The following is an 18,664-nucleotide window of genomic DNA, read 5'->3' as shown; positions in this document are numbered from 1 at the left end:
TCACTCTGAACCATTTTATTAAATTTCATCATACTTGAGTAACATATTAGGAATCTTTTCTTCAAGACTCTTGCGAACTTTTCCTCGTATTGCAGTGTCCATTTGGCTGTTTATGCTTGTGATAGTTGATTTGGTTTCTGTAGCAATTTTCTTAGCTGTCTTACTAAAGTTTTCTTTTAATTTATTTTTTGCTGTTATTGCTATCTTTGCTTCCGCAATGATTCGGTTTCGTTCCATCATTCGATACATTTGTTTCAGTGCATATTGATATTCTTCATCTGTGTAGTATTCATTCATTGGTGCTTGCATAATCTCTCCTTAGTTTGTGAAATTCTTCCTCTAATTCATTTCTTTTTTTGCGAAACTCGTTATCGTTTTTTTCTCTCTCATTTTCGAGTTTAATTCTATGTTCTCGGTATACTTGTTCCGAAAAGTGTCTCAGATTTTCTATTTCTGTAAAGTAGTCTCTAACATCATCAGCAGTTGATGAAAATTTTCTCAAGACTTGATACATTTTATCAACTTCATCAGACATCAGTTTTTCTAAATTTGCATTTCGTTCGTTTAAATCGAGTGCTTTATCATCGAGTTCTTTCTTTTGTTGATAATATTGTTCTTCTAGATTAAACAGTTCTCTCTCTTTCTCTCTAATTTCCTCCCATTTCACATCTTTTCTTTCCATTGTCTGAACTCCTTGGCAAATTGTGTGTCTGTTGCTACTGTTTTTTCAATGACATTCTGTAATTGTTTGTCTAACTGTTCAAATGCTTGGGCGGAAGCATTCATCTTAGTGACTGTTTGTGTTGTCTCTGCCTGAAAAGTATCGATAAACTGTGCTTGAGTGATACCTTGGCTAGCAAAAATGGCCTCAACCTCATAGGGAGCTAATGCTGTGTAGCTTGTAAAATCGATTTTTGACCAAATTTCTTGTAATTCCTGATTTGCTTTTTTGGCTAAGGCGCTCACTTCATCAGCTCCAGTTCTTGCTGCAGTAGCCATAGATGATGATAGGATAGAACCTTGAGCTGCATCTAAGTATATTTCCTCAGAACTACTAATACCACCTGATGACCATTTTGACTTCAAGTCCTTGTAATGAGCCATTCCTCGGAGACTGTTGGCATAGGCTCGATAAACACCACTGATTAAGGGTTTTCCTCCCTTGCCATCTATAACTTGACCAGTTACAGGATCAAACTCCCAGTCCTCAATTTTATGGCTCGAACCATCAATCCAATGAATCGTGCTAGGCATAGAATTTGTAATATCAATCGGACTGGTGTACCTTTCTGGGTGATTAGAGTCATTCCAACGTACTACATTATCATGTTTTCTACGGTAATCTATAAACATAGAAGGGTTGCTTTCAATAAATGCTTTTTCTTCCAGTGTAAGTCCACCATATTTAAACCAAGCATTAAAAGTGGTTGTAGGGATGTGGTATTTAGCTCCCACCTTCAGCATGTAAGATCCTTGTGAATAACCTGATAGTTGACTGACTTCATATCTAGGATCGTCCATAATCTCTTTTACAAATTGGTCAGCAACCTTATATTGTGGAGATAAGTAAGTTTGCCTTGCAATTATGGCACTATAGAAATCGCGTGAACCAAACATAGTTTTATTCACCGGACTATCAGGATCCGTTCCAGCAGCAATCACAGCTACATTTTTATAATCTGGTTCGCCGTTGACAATAGGTGCAACTGCTAGCCCGTCAAAACCTGTTTCAGTGTCAGACTTAGTGGCAACAACACGGAATTCTTGACCATCTGAGGTAGTTATGGTGTTGGTTTTTTCTAAATCATCAGGAGATATACTTTCACTGAGATTTGAATTGACATAAGTCCGACCGTTACGCTTAGCGAATTCAAGATTTACACTATATACAGCATAATCCCGATTCAAATTGTTTAACTGCTCATCTGTATAGGAAAATGTCATCATTGTTCTCCCGTGCTATTATCTGAATATGTAACAATTACTTTTAAGTCGGTCACTCCTTTGTAATTGTTAAGGAATTGCCTTTTCTCATTGGTCAATGAACCTTGATAATTCTTTTTATCATGGAGTCCATGGCCTATCCTATACTTAGTTTTTCTTTCATCATTAAATTTGATTTCTACATCACAAGACCATGAACCTGGAGGGTTTGTGTAGTTTGGATTGGAAATCTTAATCTCCTCAATCCCTTCATAGGAATTTTTTAAAGCGTTGACCAAGCTGATTTCGTACTCTCTATTCCGACGTTCTTCTTGAGACTTCCCTAACATACTAAACACAAAAACACCTCCTGTTGTGATGGCTACGAGTAGAAAAACTATGAATAATGGTTTATAGCTTTTTCTTAATCTGTCTTTACTCATTATCATTTCCTCTTTTTCTCAGCATATTCAGCATTGACACTGTATACATTCTTCCCATGCTTTAATTCATTGAGTTGTTTGTCAGTATAATTAAATACCATTACTGTTCCCCTGTTTCACCATTTGAATAAATCACTTTTACATTTTTTTCTGTAATTCCACGATGGTTTATCAAATATTGATTATCATCTTTTCGAGAACTATTTTGAAAATCTCTACTTCTTATTTCGTTATTTTGTTTATTAAATGCGATTATATAACTTAGTTGTTTGCTATCAGAGAAAAATATTTTAACTTTTGCGCCCCAAGCATCAGACGGAATTGATGCATATGAAGGGTCGGTTATATGTACCTCCTCAATCCCTTCATAGGAATTTTTTAAAGCATTAACTAGACTTACTTCATATTCTCTATTTCGACGCTCTTCTTGGGATTTCCCTAACATACTAAACATAAAAACACCTCCTGCTGTAATGGCTACGAGTAACAAAACGATTAGTATCCTTTTATGGCTTTTTTTATTGCTGGAATTATTCATTTAAGCTTTTCCTCTTTTTCTACTTGAAAACTCTTCATTTACCATATAAATAGCAAAATCTTGGGTTAAATTATTCAACTGATTATCAGTATAATTAAATACCATTATTGCTCTCCTGTTTCACCATTTGAATATCGTACTAATATTGTAGATTCTGTTTTACCAATGTGTTTTTGAAGTATCGACCATTGTTGATCAATTTCTTCATTAGTATCCCCTTTCATAAGACCATCATGGTTTTCTTTATAGGTTAATCTGTGATTAATTCCATAAGTAATAGTTTGACTATCATTGAACTGTACTGAAATATCACAAGACCACGAACCCGGTTTGTCATTATTGTAAGGATCCATAATCTTAATCTCCTTAATCCCTTGGTAGGAATTCTTTAACGCATTAACCAGACTTACTTCATATTCTCTATTTCGACGCTCTTCTTGAGACTTCCCTAACAACCTAAACATAAAAATAGCTCCTGCTGTGATGGCTACGAGTAACAAAACGATTAGTAGTCTTATATATCTTTTTTTATTGCTGGAAATATTCATTTAAGCTTTTCTCCTTTTTCTCCTTGAAGACTTTTCGTTCACACTATAAACAGCATAATCTTGGTTTAAATTATTCATCAGTATAATGGAAATTCATCATAGTTCTCCTTGCTCGCTATCAGAATAAGTAATTCTCACTGACTTTAAAGTTTTCCCTCTATGAGTTTCTAAATACTGCCAATCTTCGTTTGTTTCTTGACGGCCACCATAATTGATTTTATAGTTTAAATGATGATTAATCTCATATGAAAGAGTTCTTTCATCATTAAATTTAATTTCGATATCACAAGACCACGAACCTGGTGGGGTTGTATAATCAGGATTGGAAATCTTAATCTCCTCAATCCCTTCATAGGAATTCTTTAACGCATTCACCAAACTAACTTCATACTCTCTATTTCGACGTTCTTCTTGAGACTTCCCTAACAACCTAAACATAAAAACACCTCCTAATGTGATGAATACGAATAGTAAAACTATGAATAATGGTTTATAGCTTTTTCTTAATCTGTCTTTACTCATTATCATTCCCTCTTTTTCTCAGCAAATTCCGCATTGACACTATATACATTCTTTCCATGCTTTAATTCATTGAGTTGTTTATCAGTATAACTAAATGCCATTATTGCTCTCCTTCGTCATTATTAGAATAAGTTACCCTAATTTTCGAAGCAGTTTTACCCTTGTTTTCATTTAAAAATTGTCGATCTTTTACTCTATTTTCCCATTCCAATGAAGTATCTGTTATTTCTTCAGTGTCTAGAGAATATCCAATACCATACTTAATTTTTACTTCATGTTTAAATTTGATTTCTACATCACAAGACCACGAACCAGGAGGGCTTGTGTATTCTGGATTGGAAATTTTAATCTCTTCAATCCCTTGGTAGGAATTCTTTAAGGCATTAACCAAACTTACTTCATACTCTCTATTCCGATGTTCTTCTTGCGATTTTCCTAACAAACTAAACATAAAAATAGCTCCTGCTGTGATGGTTGCGAGTAACAAAATGATTAGTATTCTTGTATGACTTTTTTTAATTCCAGAATTATTCATTTATGCTTTTCTCCTTTTTCTTATTATACAATATTCTAATCATTCTTTACAAAGTAGGGGGTAAAAATCATACTATATACTGAAAATTAGATTTCTAATTCTTAAAAAACCAAATCTTTTTTGATTTGGTTTTGAAGGTTTATATTTAATTTTATTTATACCGATTATACTCATCTTTTTTATGTACTACCATATAGCAGGATACCAAGATGACGAAGATTTTAAGCAGGAAGGTTTCGGATCGATCAGTATCTATGGTTAGCTGAGACAAGACATTAATGATCGAATGTGTCATAACGCAAATCCAGAGATTCTTTGTTTTGATATAAAGAGCTGAGAGTATGAAAGAATTCGTCAGCAATCCAAATAAAAACGGTAGAGTTTGCAGAGTTGCTAGGGAGCCATCAATGTAAAAGAACAACAGATGCCAAATCGCCCAGCTGAAAAAGGTTAGAATTGCTGAGTAAAAATATGGCAACTTTTCTTGTAAAATTGGTTGAAAGACATATCGCCATCCAATCTCTTCTATACCGCCAAAGACAATAAATTTGAAGAACATCAAAAATGGGAGATACCAGCTAAATTCTACTATTTTCCCACCAAACATTAGAAAAGAAAAATCAAGGACAATAAGGAAAAAAGATAATAAATAGTGTTTATAACTGGTATGAATGTTAAAAAAATCTTTTACAATCTTTTTAAAATGAATATGAAAATAGTGATTTGCAACAATTGTTCCCCAAAGAGCTGAAGAAATGCCACCTAGAAAGATTCCTAAAATAGATAATAGATTGGAATGAATAGAAAAATGATTCAAGAGAAAGAAAAGGAGACAAACTGATACTAACTGGCTAAATGTGCCTAGCAAATATACCGCAATTGCCTTATTTCTTTTCATTGAGAATCCTTTCAATAATATTTTACGTAAAATAAATTATGTAAACAGAACTTATAACAACAAATCTTTGACTTTTCCAATTTCACTTTTTGGAATCACTAGGTGAATCATATCACCCAGATACATTCTAGTTGAGCCGTTAACGGTTTGACTTTTGCCATTATGGACTTGGGTGGTGATGAGTACGTTATGTGGCAAGTTTAGTTCGTGAACTTGTTTTCCAGCGATCTTATCTGATACAGGGATTTCAATAAGAGTGACTTCTCCTTCGTCTGTTGCTTCTTCTGGTAGCATTTTTTCTAGCATTGCCTCATAGACTGGTGCTCCCTTGAGCAGATCCATGACGATGTAGGCGACCAAGGTTACTAAGCCCAGTGGCATGAGGTTGCGAATGTCCCCTACCATCTCAGTAACGAGTATCATAGCAGTTAAGGGAGCCTTGGAAATTGCCCCAAAGTAGCCACTCATTCCTAAAATGACAAATATAGGAAACTGCTCCTGACTAACAAGCCCAATATTCACACAAATGACACCAACTAGGGCACCGAGTAAGGAACCAAGCGCCAAAATTGGTAGGAAAATTCCTCCTGGGAGGCCACTTCCATAACTAATCATACTCCAAACAAAGCGGATCAAAAAGTAAGCTAATAAAACTTGAAAACTAAAATCTTGCTCAGTTAGGGAAAGAACAAGCTGATTTCCACCACCAAGGATTTGTGGCAAGAAAATCCCGACTGGTATGATGAGGATAAAGGCTAGGATTGGATAATAAGCTTTATCCAAATGGATTTTTTTACCAATCCAGTCATAAACTCGACCAACATTGAGTACAGCTTTCTCATAGAGAAAACCAGAAAGCCCGAGAAAAACTCCCATAAGGAGGTAAATCCAATACTGGTCTAGGGTCATGAGAGGAATGTTGTCTGGCATATCTAGTACGGGTGTTAGGCCAAATATGAGTAGTGAGACAAAGTTTGCTACGAGACTGGCTGCTAGAGTTGAGACCCAGAAAAAGCGTGAAAAATGATGATAGACTTCCTCTACAACAAAGAGGAGACCTGCAATCGGTGCATTAAAGGCAGCGGCTAAGCCTGCGGCAGCACCACTGGCAATCAGGGAGCGTTCCTCTACCGGACTGGATTTGAGCCACTTGGCAATACCTTTTCCACCAACTGCTCCAAGTTGAATACTTGGTCCTTCTCGACCTAGCATAAGGCCACTGGCAATAGCAAGAATCCCTAGAATATATTTTTTCCAGAGGACACTCCACCAGTTGAGAGTCATGAGTCCCTTTAGTTCGGCTTCGACTTGAGGAATTCCTGAACCCTTGATGTCTTTTTCCGACCGAGTTAGTTTCGCACTAAGCCAGCTAACAATTAGATAAAATAGACCAATGATAAAAAGATTGCGCACTAGGTGCGCTTGATCTTGATAGAGGCCTTGTATCAGGTAGAAGCCTTTTTCAATTAAGAAACGAAAAGATCCAACGATGAGCCCGACAACTAGCCCGACGATGATTCCCCGCCCAACTTGGGATAATATGGTACTTGAGGCAAAGGCAAATTCTTTCTTGGATCGGAGTATTTCTGACTGTTCCTCCATAATCATTTCCTCCAACTTAACTTTCTTTATTTGCTACAACCAGTGATTTTATCGGTTCAAAACTGGTACGATGAATAGGGGTAACTCCTAGTTTGTCAAGTCCTTCTAAGTGTTTTGCCGTTCCATATCCTACATTAGCTGTAAAATCATATCCAGGATATTGAACATCATAGCCCTTCATCAATTCATCCCGTGTCACCTTGGCCACTATAGATGCAGCTGCGATCGAGAGAGAGTTTGCATCTCCTTTGATGATGGAGGTTTGTGAAATCGGCAACTCCAGTTTCATGGCATCTATCAAGAGGTGCTCAGGTTGGGGACTGAGCTGGGAGATTGCTTCTTTCATGGCCAGTTTGGTCGCTTCATAGATATTGACTTGATCAATGATCTGATTATCCATGATACCAATACCTATTGCCAAGGCTTGGTCTTGAACGGCTTCATAAATTTCCAGATGTTTCTTTTTGGGGATCTTTTTGCTATCGTTGAGGCCTTTAATCTTACATTTTTTAGGTAAAATAACAGCTGCAGCAACTACAGGGCCAGCCAGAGGACCACGGCCTACCTCGTCAACACCTGCTACTAAGGTCAATCCTTGCTTATACAGTTCCTTTTCATAAGAAAGCATAGTTTCCAAACGAAGGTCCTCATCCAGTTCAGCCTGTATGACTTTTTTACGCTTGTTGATTTCCTTTTGAACCCCAGAACGAGGATCCTTTTCCAGTTCAAGAAAAAGGGGATTGTCTAATTCTTTGACAGTGGCAAGAAGTTCTTTAATTTCTTTAATCGTCGTCATCGATGTCGTCCAATGTATCTAAGGTGTAGTTACCGAGTTTTCCATCACGGACTTCCTTGACGAAGAGGCTGTAAAAGCGGTCGTAGTCGTCTCGGAAACCAAGGGCACGGGTCATATCCATGATGATAACAGGTGCTTCTTCTTCTATCTTCATTTGTTTGAAGCGTTCAGCTAGCTTTTCTGGATAATGTTTTTTGAAATAATTAAGACCAAAAATGGTCACTTCATCCATTGGGAGTAGTTGATCTTTAATTGCTCCAGTCAAGGCTAGTTTCAAAGCGACGATTTCGTCTTCGAACTTAGGCCAAAGAATCCCTGGTGTGTCTAAAATTTCAAGGTCTTTGTTGGTTTTGAGCCACTGTTGCCCCTTGGTAACACCTGGTTTATTGCCGACAACTGCAATCTTTTTCCCAGCCAAACGGTTCATGAGAGTTGACTTACCGGCATTTGGAATTCCGATAATCATGGTCCGCAAGGTTTCGATCTTGATACCTCGTTCTTTCTGGCGTGCAATCTTATCAGCCATGAGCTTTTTAGCGGCATCCGTCACAACTTTTACAGTCACTTGCTCTTTGGAGTTGATAGCCAGAGTTTGAATTCCCTGTGATTCAAAATACTGACGCCATTCTTTGGTCATTGCGGGGTCAGCCAGATCTGCCTTATTCAAAATCAAAAGCTTTGGTTTATCCCCAACAATCTTAGTTAACATAGGATTTTGACTAGATAAAGGTAGCCTAGCATCCACCAAAATCGTCACAAAATCAACAAATTTTAAATTCTCCTGAACTTGCCGCCGAGCCTTAGACATGTGACCCGGAAACCATTGAATAGTAGCCATAATATTTTCCCCTTCCGACTAAAAAAAACGTAGTAAAAACGTTTTCTTTCTTACTACCTATTCTATCATAAATTAGGAACTTTTGCACAGGCTTTGACCACAATAAATGACAAATAGTATAGGTGCGAAACATCCTTGATACCAGTCAGGATTTACTTGACTTTTTTTGCCAACAGGTATATACTTGGTGTATACAATTTCGTGGAGGTAGAGCGATGAATATAGTAAAGACTCGGAAGGTGGGGAATTCGCTCACTGTGACTATTCCTAAAAATTTGGGGATGACAGAAGGTCAAGAAATGGTTGTCTACAAAGGGATTGACGGAGTCATTGTCTTAGCTCCAAAGTTGAAAGATCCTTTTGATGGGATTACTGATTTGAGAATGACAAATGATTTTGAAGGGGTAAGGTCACTTGATAGCGAAATCTGACTATATTCCTGAAAAGCAGGATATCATTTGGCTGGACTTTGATCCATCAGTCGGTCGAGAAATCCAGAAACGGCGACCTGCCTTGGTAGTTTCTAGGAGAGAATATGCCTTGCAAACTGGTTTTGTGGCTGTCTGTCCCATCACTCATGGCCAACAACGCTTGGCAGAAAAAGGCTTGCTCGTTCCTGTCTCGTCGGACAAGGTAGATGGCGCTGTCAATCCATTTCAACTGTATACCTTTGATTTTCGGATGCGTAATGCTCAAAAAATAACAAGAATGGACACACAATGTTTTCAGAAAGTCGTCCAACTTTACCAGTACATCTTTGGAGATACTTAAATCCTACCATGCATAGACAAGGTAGGATTTATTCTATATGAGTAACCTATCTAAAAACGGATGAAGACAATTGAAGAGAATCCCTCTAGTCCAGCTTTCTTGTGCTGATGATAGATGCTCTGCTTGAAGGCATTCTTTTAGAAAATCGCGGACTTGTTCTGGTGCAATTTCAAACTCAAAGGCCTTCATCTTGTAAAAAAAGTCGATGAGATGCTTAGATAAGTAATCATCTGAAAAGCGTACTTCTCCACTTTTTCGATATTCTAATAGGAGCCGAGAAAATCTGGATTTTTCATCAGGCAAATCCCGAAAATAGGAATTGAGAAGCCAAGTCTGCTTCTGCTTTCGTTCAATAGGATCTTGATTTGCAATTCGCTGATCCTTTTCCAACTCCTTTTGGTTTTGTTTAGCCTTGATAGCCCGTTCGTCTCTATTCTTACCAAAGAGGATTTTCTCCCACTTTCGTTCTTCTTGGGTCAAGGATTCTGTAAAGCCAAAGTAATCTTGATAGGCTCGTTCTGCAGGACCCATGGCAAGAATGAGGTTGTCAGCGTATTGCTTGGCGATTTTATCTCTTTTCTTGCGTTCCTTCTCTGCCTGAATCCGTAAATGCTGCTCGTAATCTATTTTCTCCTTACCTAGCTTGATAAGGTATAGGTGGTCATCAGACTTACCAAATAGAAAGGGTTTGATGCACTTTTCAAGGACTTCTTCCAGACGAGCCTTCTTTTTTGGCTCTGCCTTGGTCCAACTTCCACCTTGAAAGACTTCTAGGAAGATCTGATAGTCTCTCTCAGGTGCGAATTGATTGCCACGATTGGCTTTGAAAATACCTTTTTCCCAAAACCATTTTAGAAGTTTTTCGTCAAAATCGCTTTTATTGATATTGATTTTTTCCTTTTTCTGGGCCTTTCTGGTTAGGTTTTCAACTTTTCTGAGTAGTCTTTCTTCCTCTTCCAGTTGCTGATCGAGGCTAATACGATGAAAATGGCGAACACAGTCGCTTCCTATAGGGAAGAGACGTTGGCCTGTAACTCCGTTAAAGAGTTCGTAGGTGTATTTTATGGCGTTCCCGCAGACACAATTACTACGGCCAATGCCATTAAAAATCAAGGAAACTTCATTCCATTCCTTGGTAGCTTGATCCCAAGTATCGGCTTTTGAAGCCTGTAAAACCGCATCGTGCAAGGATTTTCTAACTGGAAGTGGCATGAGGTCTCCTTTCTAGATTATACTTTTAAAACTTGAACATCGTCTTTGCCGAGTAAAATCAAGTATTTTTCAATATTTTCAATCGAATAGGCTCGAGATAAGGCCTCTCCGTATAGGGCTAACTGACCACGGTAGCGGTCTATGAGTTGACTTGGTTGATCATAACGGTCAGTCTTGTAGTCAAAAAGAACGATGCGATCCTCATAAAGCAGATAGCCATCCAAGATCCCACGGACAACGAAGTCTTCTTGACTCTTCTGGTCCCGCTTGAGCATAGAAAAAGGTTGCTCGCGATAGAGATGGCCGGTATTAGCGAGAATTTCCTGACCAAGTGGTGTTTCAAAGAAGGCGAGAATTTTAGAAAGATTGATCTTGTCTCTTACAGCTGGACTAGTCTGAACTTGTTTGAGAGTATCTTTCAGGCTAGCAAGTGTTGGTCGCTGACTAAGGTCAATTCTCTGCATGAGTTCGTGAGTGGCACTACCAATCTCAGCTCCAGTTACCTTTTCTTTAGTTGAAAAATCTGGTAAATCGAAGCTGATTTGCTTCTCTGTTGATTTGGTTTGGTTAGCAATTTGTACCCCTTCCATATCCATTACTGGTTCGTAGAATTTCTTGATTTGGCTAGGAGTTTGGACGCTAGGAAGTTCAATAGCCGCACGGTGAAGAGTATTATAGACTTCTACTTCTTTTAGCATTTCCAGAGCTTCTTTGATAGTTTCTGACTGGCGATTGTCTGCTTGAGAACTATCTTGTAGAGGGCTCTTGTTTTCCAATTCTCCGATAGCTTCTCTGGTCAGCTGGTCTTCACCAACAAAACGATAGCTAAAGTTGAGATGGTCTTTGGCAAATACTTTAGTGATCGCCCAGATCCAATCTTGGAAATTCTTGGCTTGAAGTCTGGTATGTTTATCGAGTTTTCCGTTTTCAGATCTTGGATACTCCTTGGCTTCTAGCTTTTCACGAGAGCCCTTACCGACAAGATAGAGCTTTTTCTCAGCCCGTGTCATAGCAACATACAGTAGACGCATTTGCTCAGAATAGCTAGCCAGTTGTAGCTCTTCTTCATTTTGCGTATAAGTGAGGCTAGGAATGGAGAGTTTAATGGTTTTCGGATAGTGGGCTTCTACTGCTCCTGTTTCCACCTTGGCAATGTATTTGACACCAAGCCCATTTTTACGACTGAGAATAACGTCTGACATCGAGTCTTGCTTATTGAAGTCCTGATCCATGTTGAGGATAAAGACATAAGGAAACTCCAAACCTTTACTCTTGTGAATGGTCATGAGTTCCACTGCATCTTTAGGCGGTGCGACGGCTACACTTGCAAGATCATGCTGTGCTTCCAAAACCTGGTCAATCATACGAATAAAACGAGACAAGCCCTTGAAATTACTCTTTTCAAACTGGTCTGCTCTCAAAGCTAAAGCATAGAGATTGGCTTGTTTGGCAGGACCGTTAGGCAAAGCTCCGACATAATCATAGTAAAAACGATCGTTGTATATCTTCCAAATCAGGTCATAAAGGGAGTTGGTTTTGGCATATAAGCGCCAAGAATCCAAAATATCCATGAATTGATTTAGTTTTTCCTCTAAAGGTTTGTGAATTAACTCTTTCTGCTCAGCTGTTTGTTTTTGAGCATGAAGCAGTTTCTCATAAAGATTCTCTTGTACTTTATCAGCTGCTTTTTGAAGGGACAAACGTGCCAGCTCGTCCTCATCGAAGCTAAACATTGGAGACTTCATAAGGGCAACCAAGGCATAGTCTTGGAGAGGATTGTGGATGACACGAAGGGTATCCAACATGACTTGCACTTCTAGGGATTGGAGGTAATTATTCTGCTCTCCGTCTGTTTTCACAGGAATTCCATACTCTGACAGAGCGAGGAGTATCTGATCATTACGACTGCGACTGGAAGTCAAAAGAGCAATTTCCTTAAAGGCTACACCATTCTCTTGATGGAGCTTTAGGATTTCCTTGATGACTAAGCGCATTTCTCCTGTGAGTTTCGTGTCTGCATCACTTTCTTCCTCCTCTTGCCCACTATCGTCCTTATCGTAGAGGAGAAATTCTGCCTTGTTGTCTAGATTGGGAGTTAGTTTGGTATTGGCAAAAACAAGCTGGTGCATGCTATCATAGTTGATTTCGCCGACCTCTTGGTCCATAAGGCGTCCAAAAACATCATTGGTTGCTGATAGCACTTCTGAACTGCTACGGAAATTTTCCTTGAGGAGTATCAACTTCCCCTCTTTAGGATTATGCGCATAGCTTTGGAATTTTTCATTGAAAATCTGCGGGTCTGCCTGACGGAAACGGTAGATGGACTGCTTGATATCCCCCACCATAAAGCGATTTTGACCATTAGATAACAATTCCAGCATTCGTTCTTGAATGTGGTTGGTATCCTGATACTCATCGACCATGACTTCATGGAAACGTTCCTGATATGCCTCACGAATTTGTGGGAAATTCTCTAAAATTTCAATGGTGTAATGGCTAATATCAGCAAATTCAAAGGCATTTTCCTGGCGTTTACGTTCACGATAAGCCTCCACAAAATCGCTCATAAAGTTTTGAAAAGTTTTAGCTAACTCCCAGGTGTCTTCATGAAAACGTTCTTGATAGTCGAGAATCGTTATCTGGTCTGCTAGTTGTCCAAGTTTTGCAAACTGGGATTTTCTCTCCTCGTTATAAGCATCTGCAAGTGGCTTCAAATCAGCCTTTCGACTAGAGTTAGCAAGAGCCCGACCATTTTTCTCCTTCGAGATAGCGACAACACGTGAAAGAACTTTTTGATAAGTCTGACTATCGGACTCGTGATTTAAGGAGCCAATTTCATCCAAAACATCTTGCACAGCTTCTAAATAGGCAGCTTTTGGAAACTCCTTGGCATCGTTATCCAGATGATAACGGAAGAAGCTTTCCAAATCCCAAAGCGCCTGCTTGATTTGCTCGGTCAGTTTGTCTTTTTCAATTGCAAAGTCAGCTTCTTCAAACCCTTTGAGAAAAGAGTCGCTCAGCCATTTTTGGGGACTGCTGGTGGATTGTAAAAAGTCATAGATTTTGTAGACTTGTTGGCGCAGACCACGTTCATCCTTGCCACGCCCAGCAAAGTTCTTCACCAAACTACTAAATTTCTCTTTATTCTCACCTTGATAATGCTCTTCAAAAACTTGATGAAAAACTTCGTTCTTTAAGAGTAACTGTTCACTTTCATTTTGTAGAATACGGAAATTCGGTGCGATATCAATCAGATAACCATGCTTGCCAAGGAATTTTTGTGTGAAAGAGTCCATGGTTCCGATGGCAGCGTTTGGTAGATCTGCCAATTGACGTCCCAAGTGTTGTTTGAGATCGAGATCATCGGTTTCTTGGATTTGTTGGCTGATTTTTTTCTCCAAACGTTCCTTGAGTTCAGTAGCAGCCTTGACGGTAAAGGTCGAGATAAAGAGTTGGCTGATTTCCACACCTCGCGCCAATTGATCCAAAATGCGCTCGGCCATAACAAAGGTCTTCCCTGAACCAGCAGAGGCTGAAACAAGGATATTTTGCCCTTCGGTATAAATGGCTTCGATTTGCTCGGCAGTTTTCTTTTGTTCCTTGCTCGAACTCGCTTCTGCTTCTTGCAATTTTTTAATTTCTTCCTCAGTTAAAAAGGAAATAGGCTTCATCGATTCAACTCCTCTCTCATTTTTTCAAACCAAGCTTGCTTGAGTTTTTCTCCGACCAGTCGTTTGCCATCAGCTAGCTCTAACTTCTCTAGAAAACGAGCTTGACCTAGATGGTAGTTTGCTTCAAAGCCAGTAATAGCCTGATGTTGTTGAACGTATGGGGCAATACTTCTGCCATTCTCTGTGTATGGATTGATGGCGAACTGACCTTGTAAAATCTTCTCAGCTGCCTTCTTGTAAAGATGGGCATTGTAGTCCAATAAGAGCTGGAATTCCTCGTCTGTCAGCTGATTAGCCTTGTTTTTGTTGTAAAATTCGCCCAAGTGACTGCTTTCTTTCTCTAAAAAGAGTCCCTGGTATTTCATAGACTTGCTGACTTCTGCTACTGCTCCTGCCAGACTTTTAACAGCTAATAAAGATTGGACAGGCTCAGCCATTTCCAAGTACATGGCACCGAAAAAGTTCTGCTCCCCTTCTCTTTTTAGGGCAGCAAGATAGGTAGGCAGTTGGGAATTAAGCCCATTAAAGAAATGAGGAAACTGGAATTGGGTCAAACTAGACTTATAGTCCACCACTCCTAGCGCTCCATCAGCTTTCAGGCGGTCAATACGGTCAACCTTGCCTCGCACATGGACACTGCGACCATTATCCAATTGAATAAAGGCTTGATCTTTACCACCAAATGTTGCCTCCTCTTGAATGGTTTCGATAGCTGGATTATGACGAAGGATGTGGCCCGTAGTTCGCGCGACATCAAGTAGAACTTCCTTGGTAAACTGGGCTTCCAAACTTTCCTGATAAATAGCTTCAAATTCGCGTTCTTGGCTGGTTTCCTTGATAGCTTGCTCCAAACGCTGATCAAAGGAATTTTCAGCAGGTAGTTTCAAGGCACGTTCAAAAATACGGTGCAAGAAATTCCCGTGACTGCGAGCATCTGGACGCAGGCGCAATTCTTCCTGCAAACCTAAGACATAACGGAGGAAATAACTGTATTCATTGCGGTAAAATTCTGTCAAACCAGAAGTAGACAGGTAAAACTCCTTGTCAGCAGGGTAGAGAGCCTGCAAGGTCTCTTTCTCTAATGGCTTGCTGCTTGGACTAGTTGGGAGTGCAGGATTTGTAAGACCTTTTTGATCTAGTTTTTTCCCCATGACACGAGCCAAAACCTTGACAAAGGTGACATCTTTTTCATTTTCACTTGAACCTGCCTGCTGGTGATAGGCAACCAGACTAGACAAAAGACTGTGATAAGAACCCATATCATCCTTAGACAGACTTTTTTGATGAATCTTCTTCTCTATTCGGCTAAATCCAAAACTCACCAGTTCCTGAAGATAGGCCGATTCCTTGCTCTCATTTTCATTGAGGAGACTTGGAGCTGACAACACCAACTGCTTACGAGCAGCATTGACTAAAGAAAGCATGGTATAGCGATTTTTCTTGAGATTTTCGCTACTTGCAATCAGTAATTGCACTCCCTCCTCAGTTGCTTGGTTTAGGCTTTGTCTTTCTTCGTCTGTTAACAGACTGGTGTTTTGCGCAATTTTGGGTAAATAATCCTGAGTCAGCCCAATGGCGTAGACAAAGTCAGCGGTCAGAGGGGCAATCAGATCGTAACTCTGCACCAGAACAGTATCAACAGTTGCTGGAATGGTGCGATACTGGGACAAACTCATCCCAGAATGAAGCAAGGACAGGAAGTCCTCTAGACTAACTTGTGAACCGGAAAAAACGGTCGCAAATTGTTCTAAAACATGGCAGAAGGCTTTCCAAACTTCGGCTTGTCTTTCCTGTTCTAGTGTTTCCATAGTAGCTGTCAATTCTTGCATCTGCTTGCTTAAAGCAGCATTTTTTAGAAAAGTATTCCACTTTTGCAAGAGATTTTCAGCCTTTTGTTTTCGACTGGCAAATAAGGTTTCAAGTGGCGCCAAAACGCGCAGACGAAGAGAATTTAAACGCTCTAAATCAAATTTTCCATGGTGGGATTTGGTAAAGGTCTGCTGAAAAGCTGGCAAGCCATTGATACCAAGATAGCGGAGATATTGCTCGAAAGCATCAATATCCGCTTGGCTAAGGTCAGTATACAGACCAGTTCTGAGGAGATTAATCAAATCTTCCTGACGGAAACGGTAACGTTTCAAACGCAAAATAGATTCGACATACTGAGTCAAAGGGTGGTGAGCCATGGATTCACTTCTACCAAGATAGAAAGGAATCTGGTACTGGTCAAAAATGGTTTTCAGTGATAACTGGTAAGAAGACACATCCCCCAGCAGAATACGGAAATTCTTGTAACTCAGATCTGGATTGTCATGTAATTTCTGACGAATAGCGCGAGCTACCAGCTCCAACTCCTCTTTTTGCATCAAACAAGACCAGATTTGCAGGTTTTCACGGTCCTTCTCATCAACATCTAAAGCGAGTTCTGAAAAGTCATAAGAAGACTCCAGCAAACGAGAGGCCTTGTCAAAACAATCCATCTTCTCATGTATCTGAGAACGATCCTGAGCAGGCGTTTGGTATTTTGCCCCCAAATGATGAAGAAATTCCACACTGGCTTGGTAGAGATTCCCTTCAGAGAACGGACTGGTATAGGCTTTCTTGCTTGCACAGGCCCCAATAACAATCTCGGCACCTTTTCGATGAAGTAGATCCACTACACGCTCTTCCTCGGCAGAAAAACGAGTAAATCCATCAATAACCAAGGCAATCTGACTGAAATCACTACTTACCTTGCCATTCTCAATAGCCTCAATCAAATGGGACAACTGACTTCCCTGAGCCAACTGACCTTGATTGAGATAGGCTGTTACTTTCTCAAAAATCAAGAGTAAATCTGCTCTCTTGTCCTCATCCGTCAAACTTTCTAAGTCCAAAAAGCTCATCTGAGCAGTCGTCATCTCATGATAAAGTTCAATCAACTGCTGGATAAATTGAGGATCCTGCTTAATCGCACCATAAACACGTAAGTCCTTGGAATCGAGTTCCGCAAGACACTTATAAAAAGCCATCCCAAGCCCGATATCATCCAGACTGGTATTAGCTGGTAAATCATTCAAGATTAGGTAACGAGCCATTTGAGTGAAACGCGTGACGGTAATCGCAAAAGAAGCCTGCTGGGACAAGCATTCCAGCACGGCGCGTTCTTTTTCAAATGAAAGAGAGTTGGGGGCGATGTAGAAGACCCGCTTGCCAGCAGCAACTAGCTCTTCTGCCTCTCTGGTTAAAATATCTGTCAAAGAAGTCCGAATATCAGTATAAAGTAATTTCATCTCTGCCTCGTTTGGTTTATCAAAGTTTCTTACTCTATTATAGCAAAGTTCGCTTCACAGTCCAAATCCAAAATTCTAGTTGACAATCATTTAATTAGCAAATCAATCATCCTTCATCATCCACTTTCATATGCTGAAAGATATAGAGGAAAAAGTCTTTGGAAACTTCAAAATGTCCATAACGAAGTCGAGAAGTATAGTCTTTCCATTCAGGATGTTGTCTAGCTATTTCTATGGAGCAATCTTTGACTGGTTGATAATACTCGACATTTCGTCTAAAGGGAAAGAATCCTTCGAACTGCTCTACTTGATAGGCTTTGTCATCTGTAATTTTACCTACGGCCACAAAAGCCTGTAACTTATCTTGACCGTTCATATCGTATTTTGGACTATAGTATAAAAAATAGTCACCTTTTTTCATACGGTTTAAGGGGCCGCCCTTTCCATGACAGACCTGGCAAAAATTCCCTTCAACTCCTCTTAAAACATGGTTCTTTGAAACAACTCCAACCCAATATCTAGGCATTTTTATCCTCCAACTCTACTAACAAACGATTAAAAACTTCTCTATCGTTAGATAGTTTTTCAAAAAATTCTTCATCAACCCCTTCTACTAAAGGTAAAGCTTGATTGACCTTCTCTGCGCCAGACTTCGTCACTGAGACCAGTTTTGCCCGACTATCCTTTGGATGTTGATCGCGTTTAATGTAGTCCTTCTTCTCCAGTAGCCTAACAATCTGGGAAACCGTCATGACATCCATACCAGTGAACCGAGCGATATCAACTTGCGTTACATATTCCTCTCTATTAGACAGAAACAAAAGCGAAGTCAAAACGATAAATTGAGGCAGAGTAAGACCAACTGATTTCAAAACTCTTTTTAAGTTGCTTTCCCACTTGTTGTAGACTTTGATGAACAGAAGACCTGTAGACTCTGTTTCATCGTTTTTATAAATTGAATTAAATTGATACTTTGACATTATTTCTCCTTAAATATTAAGTATACATATTATAAATGAATTTATTTTGTTTTTCAAGAAAAGGAAAGTCAAATGTTACAATTCTGTCAGACATTTCATAGTCTATATGCTATAA

19 protein-coding genes are annotated in these 18,664 nt (G+C 39.4%); 2 read left to right on the top strand and 17 right to left on the bottom strand.

Features of this window, described 5'->3' with window-relative positions:
• Positions 1-18: 18 nt before the first annotated feature.
• The 12 genes from GMD4S_RS03115 to ylqF form a co-directional block, all read right to left on the bottom strand.
• Positions 19-309, bottom strand: coding sequence for a hypothetical protein (locus GMD4S_RS03115; RefSeq protein ID WP_001148764.1), 291 nt, complete (start codon positions 307-309; stop codon positions 19-21).
• Positions 290-682 carry a hypothetical protein gene (locus GMD4S_RS03110; RefSeq protein WP_000439965.1) on the bottom strand — a complete coding sequence of 131 codons (393 nt, stop codon included), beginning with the start codon at positions 680-682 and terminating at the stop codon, positions 290-292. Before GMD4S_RS03110 ends, GMD4S_RS03115 begins: the two co-directional genes overlap by 20 nt.
• Positions 664-1,944 (bottom strand): hypothetical protein, encoded by a 1,281-nt coding sequence (locus GMD4S_RS03105; protein WP_000144640.1) that lies wholly within the window; start codon positions 1,942-1,944, stop codon positions 664-666. The genes GMD4S_RS03110 and GMD4S_RS03105 overlap by 19 nt, the downstream gene beginning before the upstream one ends.
• Entirely contained in the window at positions 1,944-2,372 is a 429-nt protein-coding gene (locus GMD4S_RS03100; RefSeq protein ID WP_000606020.1) for a hypothetical protein, read from the bottom strand. The genes GMD4S_RS03105 and GMD4S_RS03100 overlap by 1 nt, the downstream gene beginning before the upstream one ends.
• A 94-nt stretch (positions 2,373-2,466) precedes the next feature.
• Positions 2,467-2,904, bottom strand: coding sequence for a hypothetical protein (locus tag GMD4S_RS03095; RefSeq protein ID WP_001066087.1), 438 nt, complete (start codon positions 2,902-2,904; stop codon positions 2,467-2,469).
• Positions 2,905-3,008: 104 nt separating this feature from the next.
• A complete protein-coding gene (locus GMD4S_RS03090) occupies positions 3,009-3,452 on the bottom strand; it encodes a hypothetical protein (protein WP_001027475.1) in 444 nt (147 codons plus the stop codon).
• Positions 3,453-3,548: 96 nt separating this feature from the next.
• Positions 3,549-3,974, bottom strand: coding sequence for a hypothetical protein (locus GMD4S_RS03085; protein WP_025172943.1), 426 nt, complete (start codon positions 3,972-3,974; stop codon positions 3,549-3,551).
• A gap of 100 nt (positions 3,975-4,074) precedes the next feature.
• The gene (locus GMD4S_RS03080; protein ID WP_001065608.1) at positions 4,075-4,509 is read right to left on the bottom strand and encodes a hypothetical protein; all 435 of its coding nucleotides are present in this window, start codon (positions 4,507-4,509) and stop codon (positions 4,075-4,077) included.
• A gap of 151 nt (positions 4,510-4,660) precedes the next feature.
• Positions 4,661-5,407, bottom strand: a complete 747-nt coding sequence (locus GMD4S_RS03075; RefSeq protein ID WP_000827860.1) for a CPBP family intramembrane glutamic endopeptidase — start codon at positions 5,405-5,407, stop codon at positions 4,661-4,663.
• Positions 5,408-5,458: 51 nt separating this feature from the next.
• Complete coding sequence (locus GMD4S_RS03070) at positions 5,459-7,009, bottom strand: ClC family H(+)/Cl(-) exchange transporter (protein WP_000392527.1); 1,551 nt, start codon at positions 7,007-7,009, stop codon at positions 5,459-5,461.
• A 16-nt stretch (positions 7,010-7,025) separates the two neighbouring features.
• Positions 7,026-7,805, bottom strand: coding sequence for a ribonuclease HII (locus GMD4S_RS03065; RefSeq protein ID WP_000207521.1), 780 nt, complete (start codon positions 7,803-7,805; stop codon positions 7,026-7,028).
• Positions 7,792-8,643, bottom strand: a complete 852-nt coding sequence (gene ylqF, locus GMD4S_RS03060; RefSeq protein WP_000201303.1) for a ribosome biogenesis GTPase YlqF — start codon at positions 8,641-8,643, stop codon at positions 7,792-7,794. The genes GMD4S_RS03065 and ylqF overlap by 14 nt, the downstream gene beginning before the upstream one ends.
• Positions 8,644-8,858: 215 nt before the next feature.
• On the opposite strand from ylqF, the gene mazE reads away from it, so the two are divergent.
• Positions 8,859-9,074 carry a type II toxin-antitoxin system PemI/MazE family antitoxin gene (mazE, locus tag GMD4S_RS03055; protein WP_001028395.1) on the top strand — a complete coding sequence of 72 codons (216 nt, stop codon included), beginning with the start codon at positions 8,859-8,861 and terminating at the stop codon, positions 9,072-9,074.
• Complete coding sequence (locus GMD4S_RS03050; RefSeq protein WP_000560798.1) at positions 9,058-9,414, top strand: type II toxin-antitoxin system PemK/MazF family toxin; 357 nt, start codon at positions 9,058-9,060, stop codon at positions 9,412-9,414. The genes mazE and GMD4S_RS03050 overlap by 17 nt, the downstream gene beginning before the upstream one ends.
• A 33-nt stretch (positions 9,415-9,447) precedes the next feature.
• Here the strand turns inward: GMD4S_RS03050 and GMD4S_RS03045 are convergent, their stop codons facing one another.
• The 5 genes from GMD4S_RS03045 to GMD4S_RS03025 form a co-directional block, all read right to left on the bottom strand.
• Complete coding sequence (locus tag GMD4S_RS03045) at positions 9,448-10,626, bottom strand: hypothetical protein (RefSeq protein ID WP_001130899.1); 1,179 nt, start codon at positions 10,624-10,626, stop codon at positions 9,448-9,450.
• 17 nt (positions 10,627-10,643) lie between these two features.
• A complete protein-coding gene (addA, locus tag GMD4S_RS03040; protein ID WP_000802716.1) occupies positions 10,644-14,297 on the bottom strand; it encodes a helicase-exonuclease AddAB subunit AddA in 3,654 nt (1,217 codons plus the stop codon).
• Positions 14,294-17,569 (bottom strand): ATP-dependent nuclease subunit B, encoded by a 3,276-nt coding sequence (gene rexB, locus GMD4S_RS03035; RefSeq protein WP_000772312.1) that lies wholly within the window; start codon positions 17,567-17,569, stop codon positions 14,294-14,296. The genes addA and rexB overlap by 4 nt, the downstream gene beginning before the upstream one ends.
• 106 nt (positions 17,570-17,675) lie before the next feature.
• Complete coding sequence (locus GMD4S_RS03030) at positions 17,676-18,095, bottom strand: EVE domain-containing protein (protein WP_001138486.1); 420 nt, start codon at positions 18,093-18,095, stop codon at positions 17,676-17,678.
• The gene (locus GMD4S_RS03025; RefSeq protein WP_000049864.1) at positions 18,088-18,549 is read right to left on the bottom strand and encodes a MarR family winged helix-turn-helix transcriptional regulator; all 462 of its coding nucleotides are present in this window, start codon (positions 18,547-18,549) and stop codon (positions 18,088-18,090) included. The genes GMD4S_RS03030 and GMD4S_RS03025 overlap by 8 nt, the downstream gene beginning before the upstream one ends.
• Between the last annotated feature and the right edge of the window lie 115 nt (positions 18,550-18,664).

The organism is Streptococcus sp. GMD4S (assembly GCF_000296955.1).
The sequence above is the reverse complement of the archived record's forward strand: the minus strand, read 5'-3'. Positions and strand labels throughout refer to the sequence as shown.

Excerpts from the sequence above, each read along its gene's own strand:
- GMD4S_RS03095 (WP_001066087.1), bottom strand. The coding sequence starts at position 2,904 with ATGAATAATTCCAGCAATAAAAAAAGCCATAAAAGGATACTAATCGTT.
- GMD4S_RS03090 (WP_001027475.1), bottom strand. The coding sequence starts at position 3,452 with ATGAATATTTCCAGCAATAAAAAAAGATATATAAGACTACTAATCGTT.
- GMD4S_RS03045 (WP_001130899.1), bottom strand. The coding sequence starts at position 10,626 with ATGCCACTTCCAGTTAGAAAATCCTTGCACGATGCGGTTTTACAGGCT.
- rexB (WP_000772312.1), bottom strand. The coding sequence starts at position 17,569 with ATGAAATTACTTTATACTGATATTCGGACTTCTTTGACAGATATTTTA.
- addA (WP_000802716.1), bottom strand. The coding sequence starts at position 14,297 with ATGAAGCCTATTTCCTTTTTAACTGAGGAAGAAATTAAAAAATTGCAA.
- GMD4S_RS03025 (WP_000049864.1), bottom strand. The coding sequence starts at position 18,549 with ATGTCAAAGTATCAATTTAATTCAATTTATAAAAACGATGAAACAGAG.
- ylqF (WP_000201303.1), bottom strand. The coding sequence starts at position 8,643 with ATGGCTACTATTCAATGGTTTCCGGGTCACATGTCTAAGGCTCGGCGG.
- GMD4S_RS03070 (WP_000392527.1), bottom strand. The coding sequence starts at position 7,009 with ATGGAGGAACAGTCAGAAATACTCCGATCCAAGAAAGAATTTGCCTTT.
- GMD4S_RS03080 (WP_001065608.1), bottom strand. The coding sequence starts at position 4,509 with ATGAATAATTCTGGAATTAAAAAAAGTCATACAAGAATACTAATCATT.
- GMD4S_RS03110 (WP_000439965.1), bottom strand. The coding sequence starts at position 682 with ATGGAAAGAAAAGATGTGAAATGGGAGGAAATTAGAGAGAAAGAGAGA.
- GMD4S_RS03100 (WP_000606020.1), bottom strand. The coding sequence starts at position 2,372 with ATGATAATGAGTAAAGACAGATTAAGAAAAAGCTATAAACCATTATTC.
- GMD4S_RS03085 (WP_025172943.1), bottom strand. The coding sequence starts at position 3,974 with ATGAGTAAAGACAGATTAAGAAAAAGCTATAAACCATTATTCATAGTT.
- GMD4S_RS03115 (WP_001148764.1), bottom strand. The coding sequence starts at position 309 with ATGCAAGCACCAATGAATGAATACTACACAGATGAAGAATATCAATAT.
- GMD4S_RS03075 (WP_000827860.1), bottom strand. The coding sequence starts at position 5,407 with ATGAAAAGAAATAAGGCAATTGCGGTATATTTGCTAGGCACATTTAGC.
- GMD4S_RS03030 (WP_001138486.1), bottom strand. The coding sequence starts at position 18,095 with ATGCCTAGATATTGGGTTGGAGTTGTTTCAAAGAACCATGTTTTAAGA.
- mazE (WP_001028395.1), top strand. The coding sequence starts at position 8,859 with ATGAATATAGTAAAGACTCGGAAGGTGGGGAATTCGCTCACTGTGACT.
- GMD4S_RS03105 (WP_000144640.1), bottom strand. The coding sequence starts at position 1,944 with ATGACATTTTCCTATACAGATGAGCAGTTAAACAATTTGAATCGGGAT.
- GMD4S_RS03065 (WP_000207521.1), bottom strand. The coding sequence starts at position 7,805 with ATGACGACGATTAAAGAAATTAAAGAACTTCTTGCCACTGTCAAAGAA.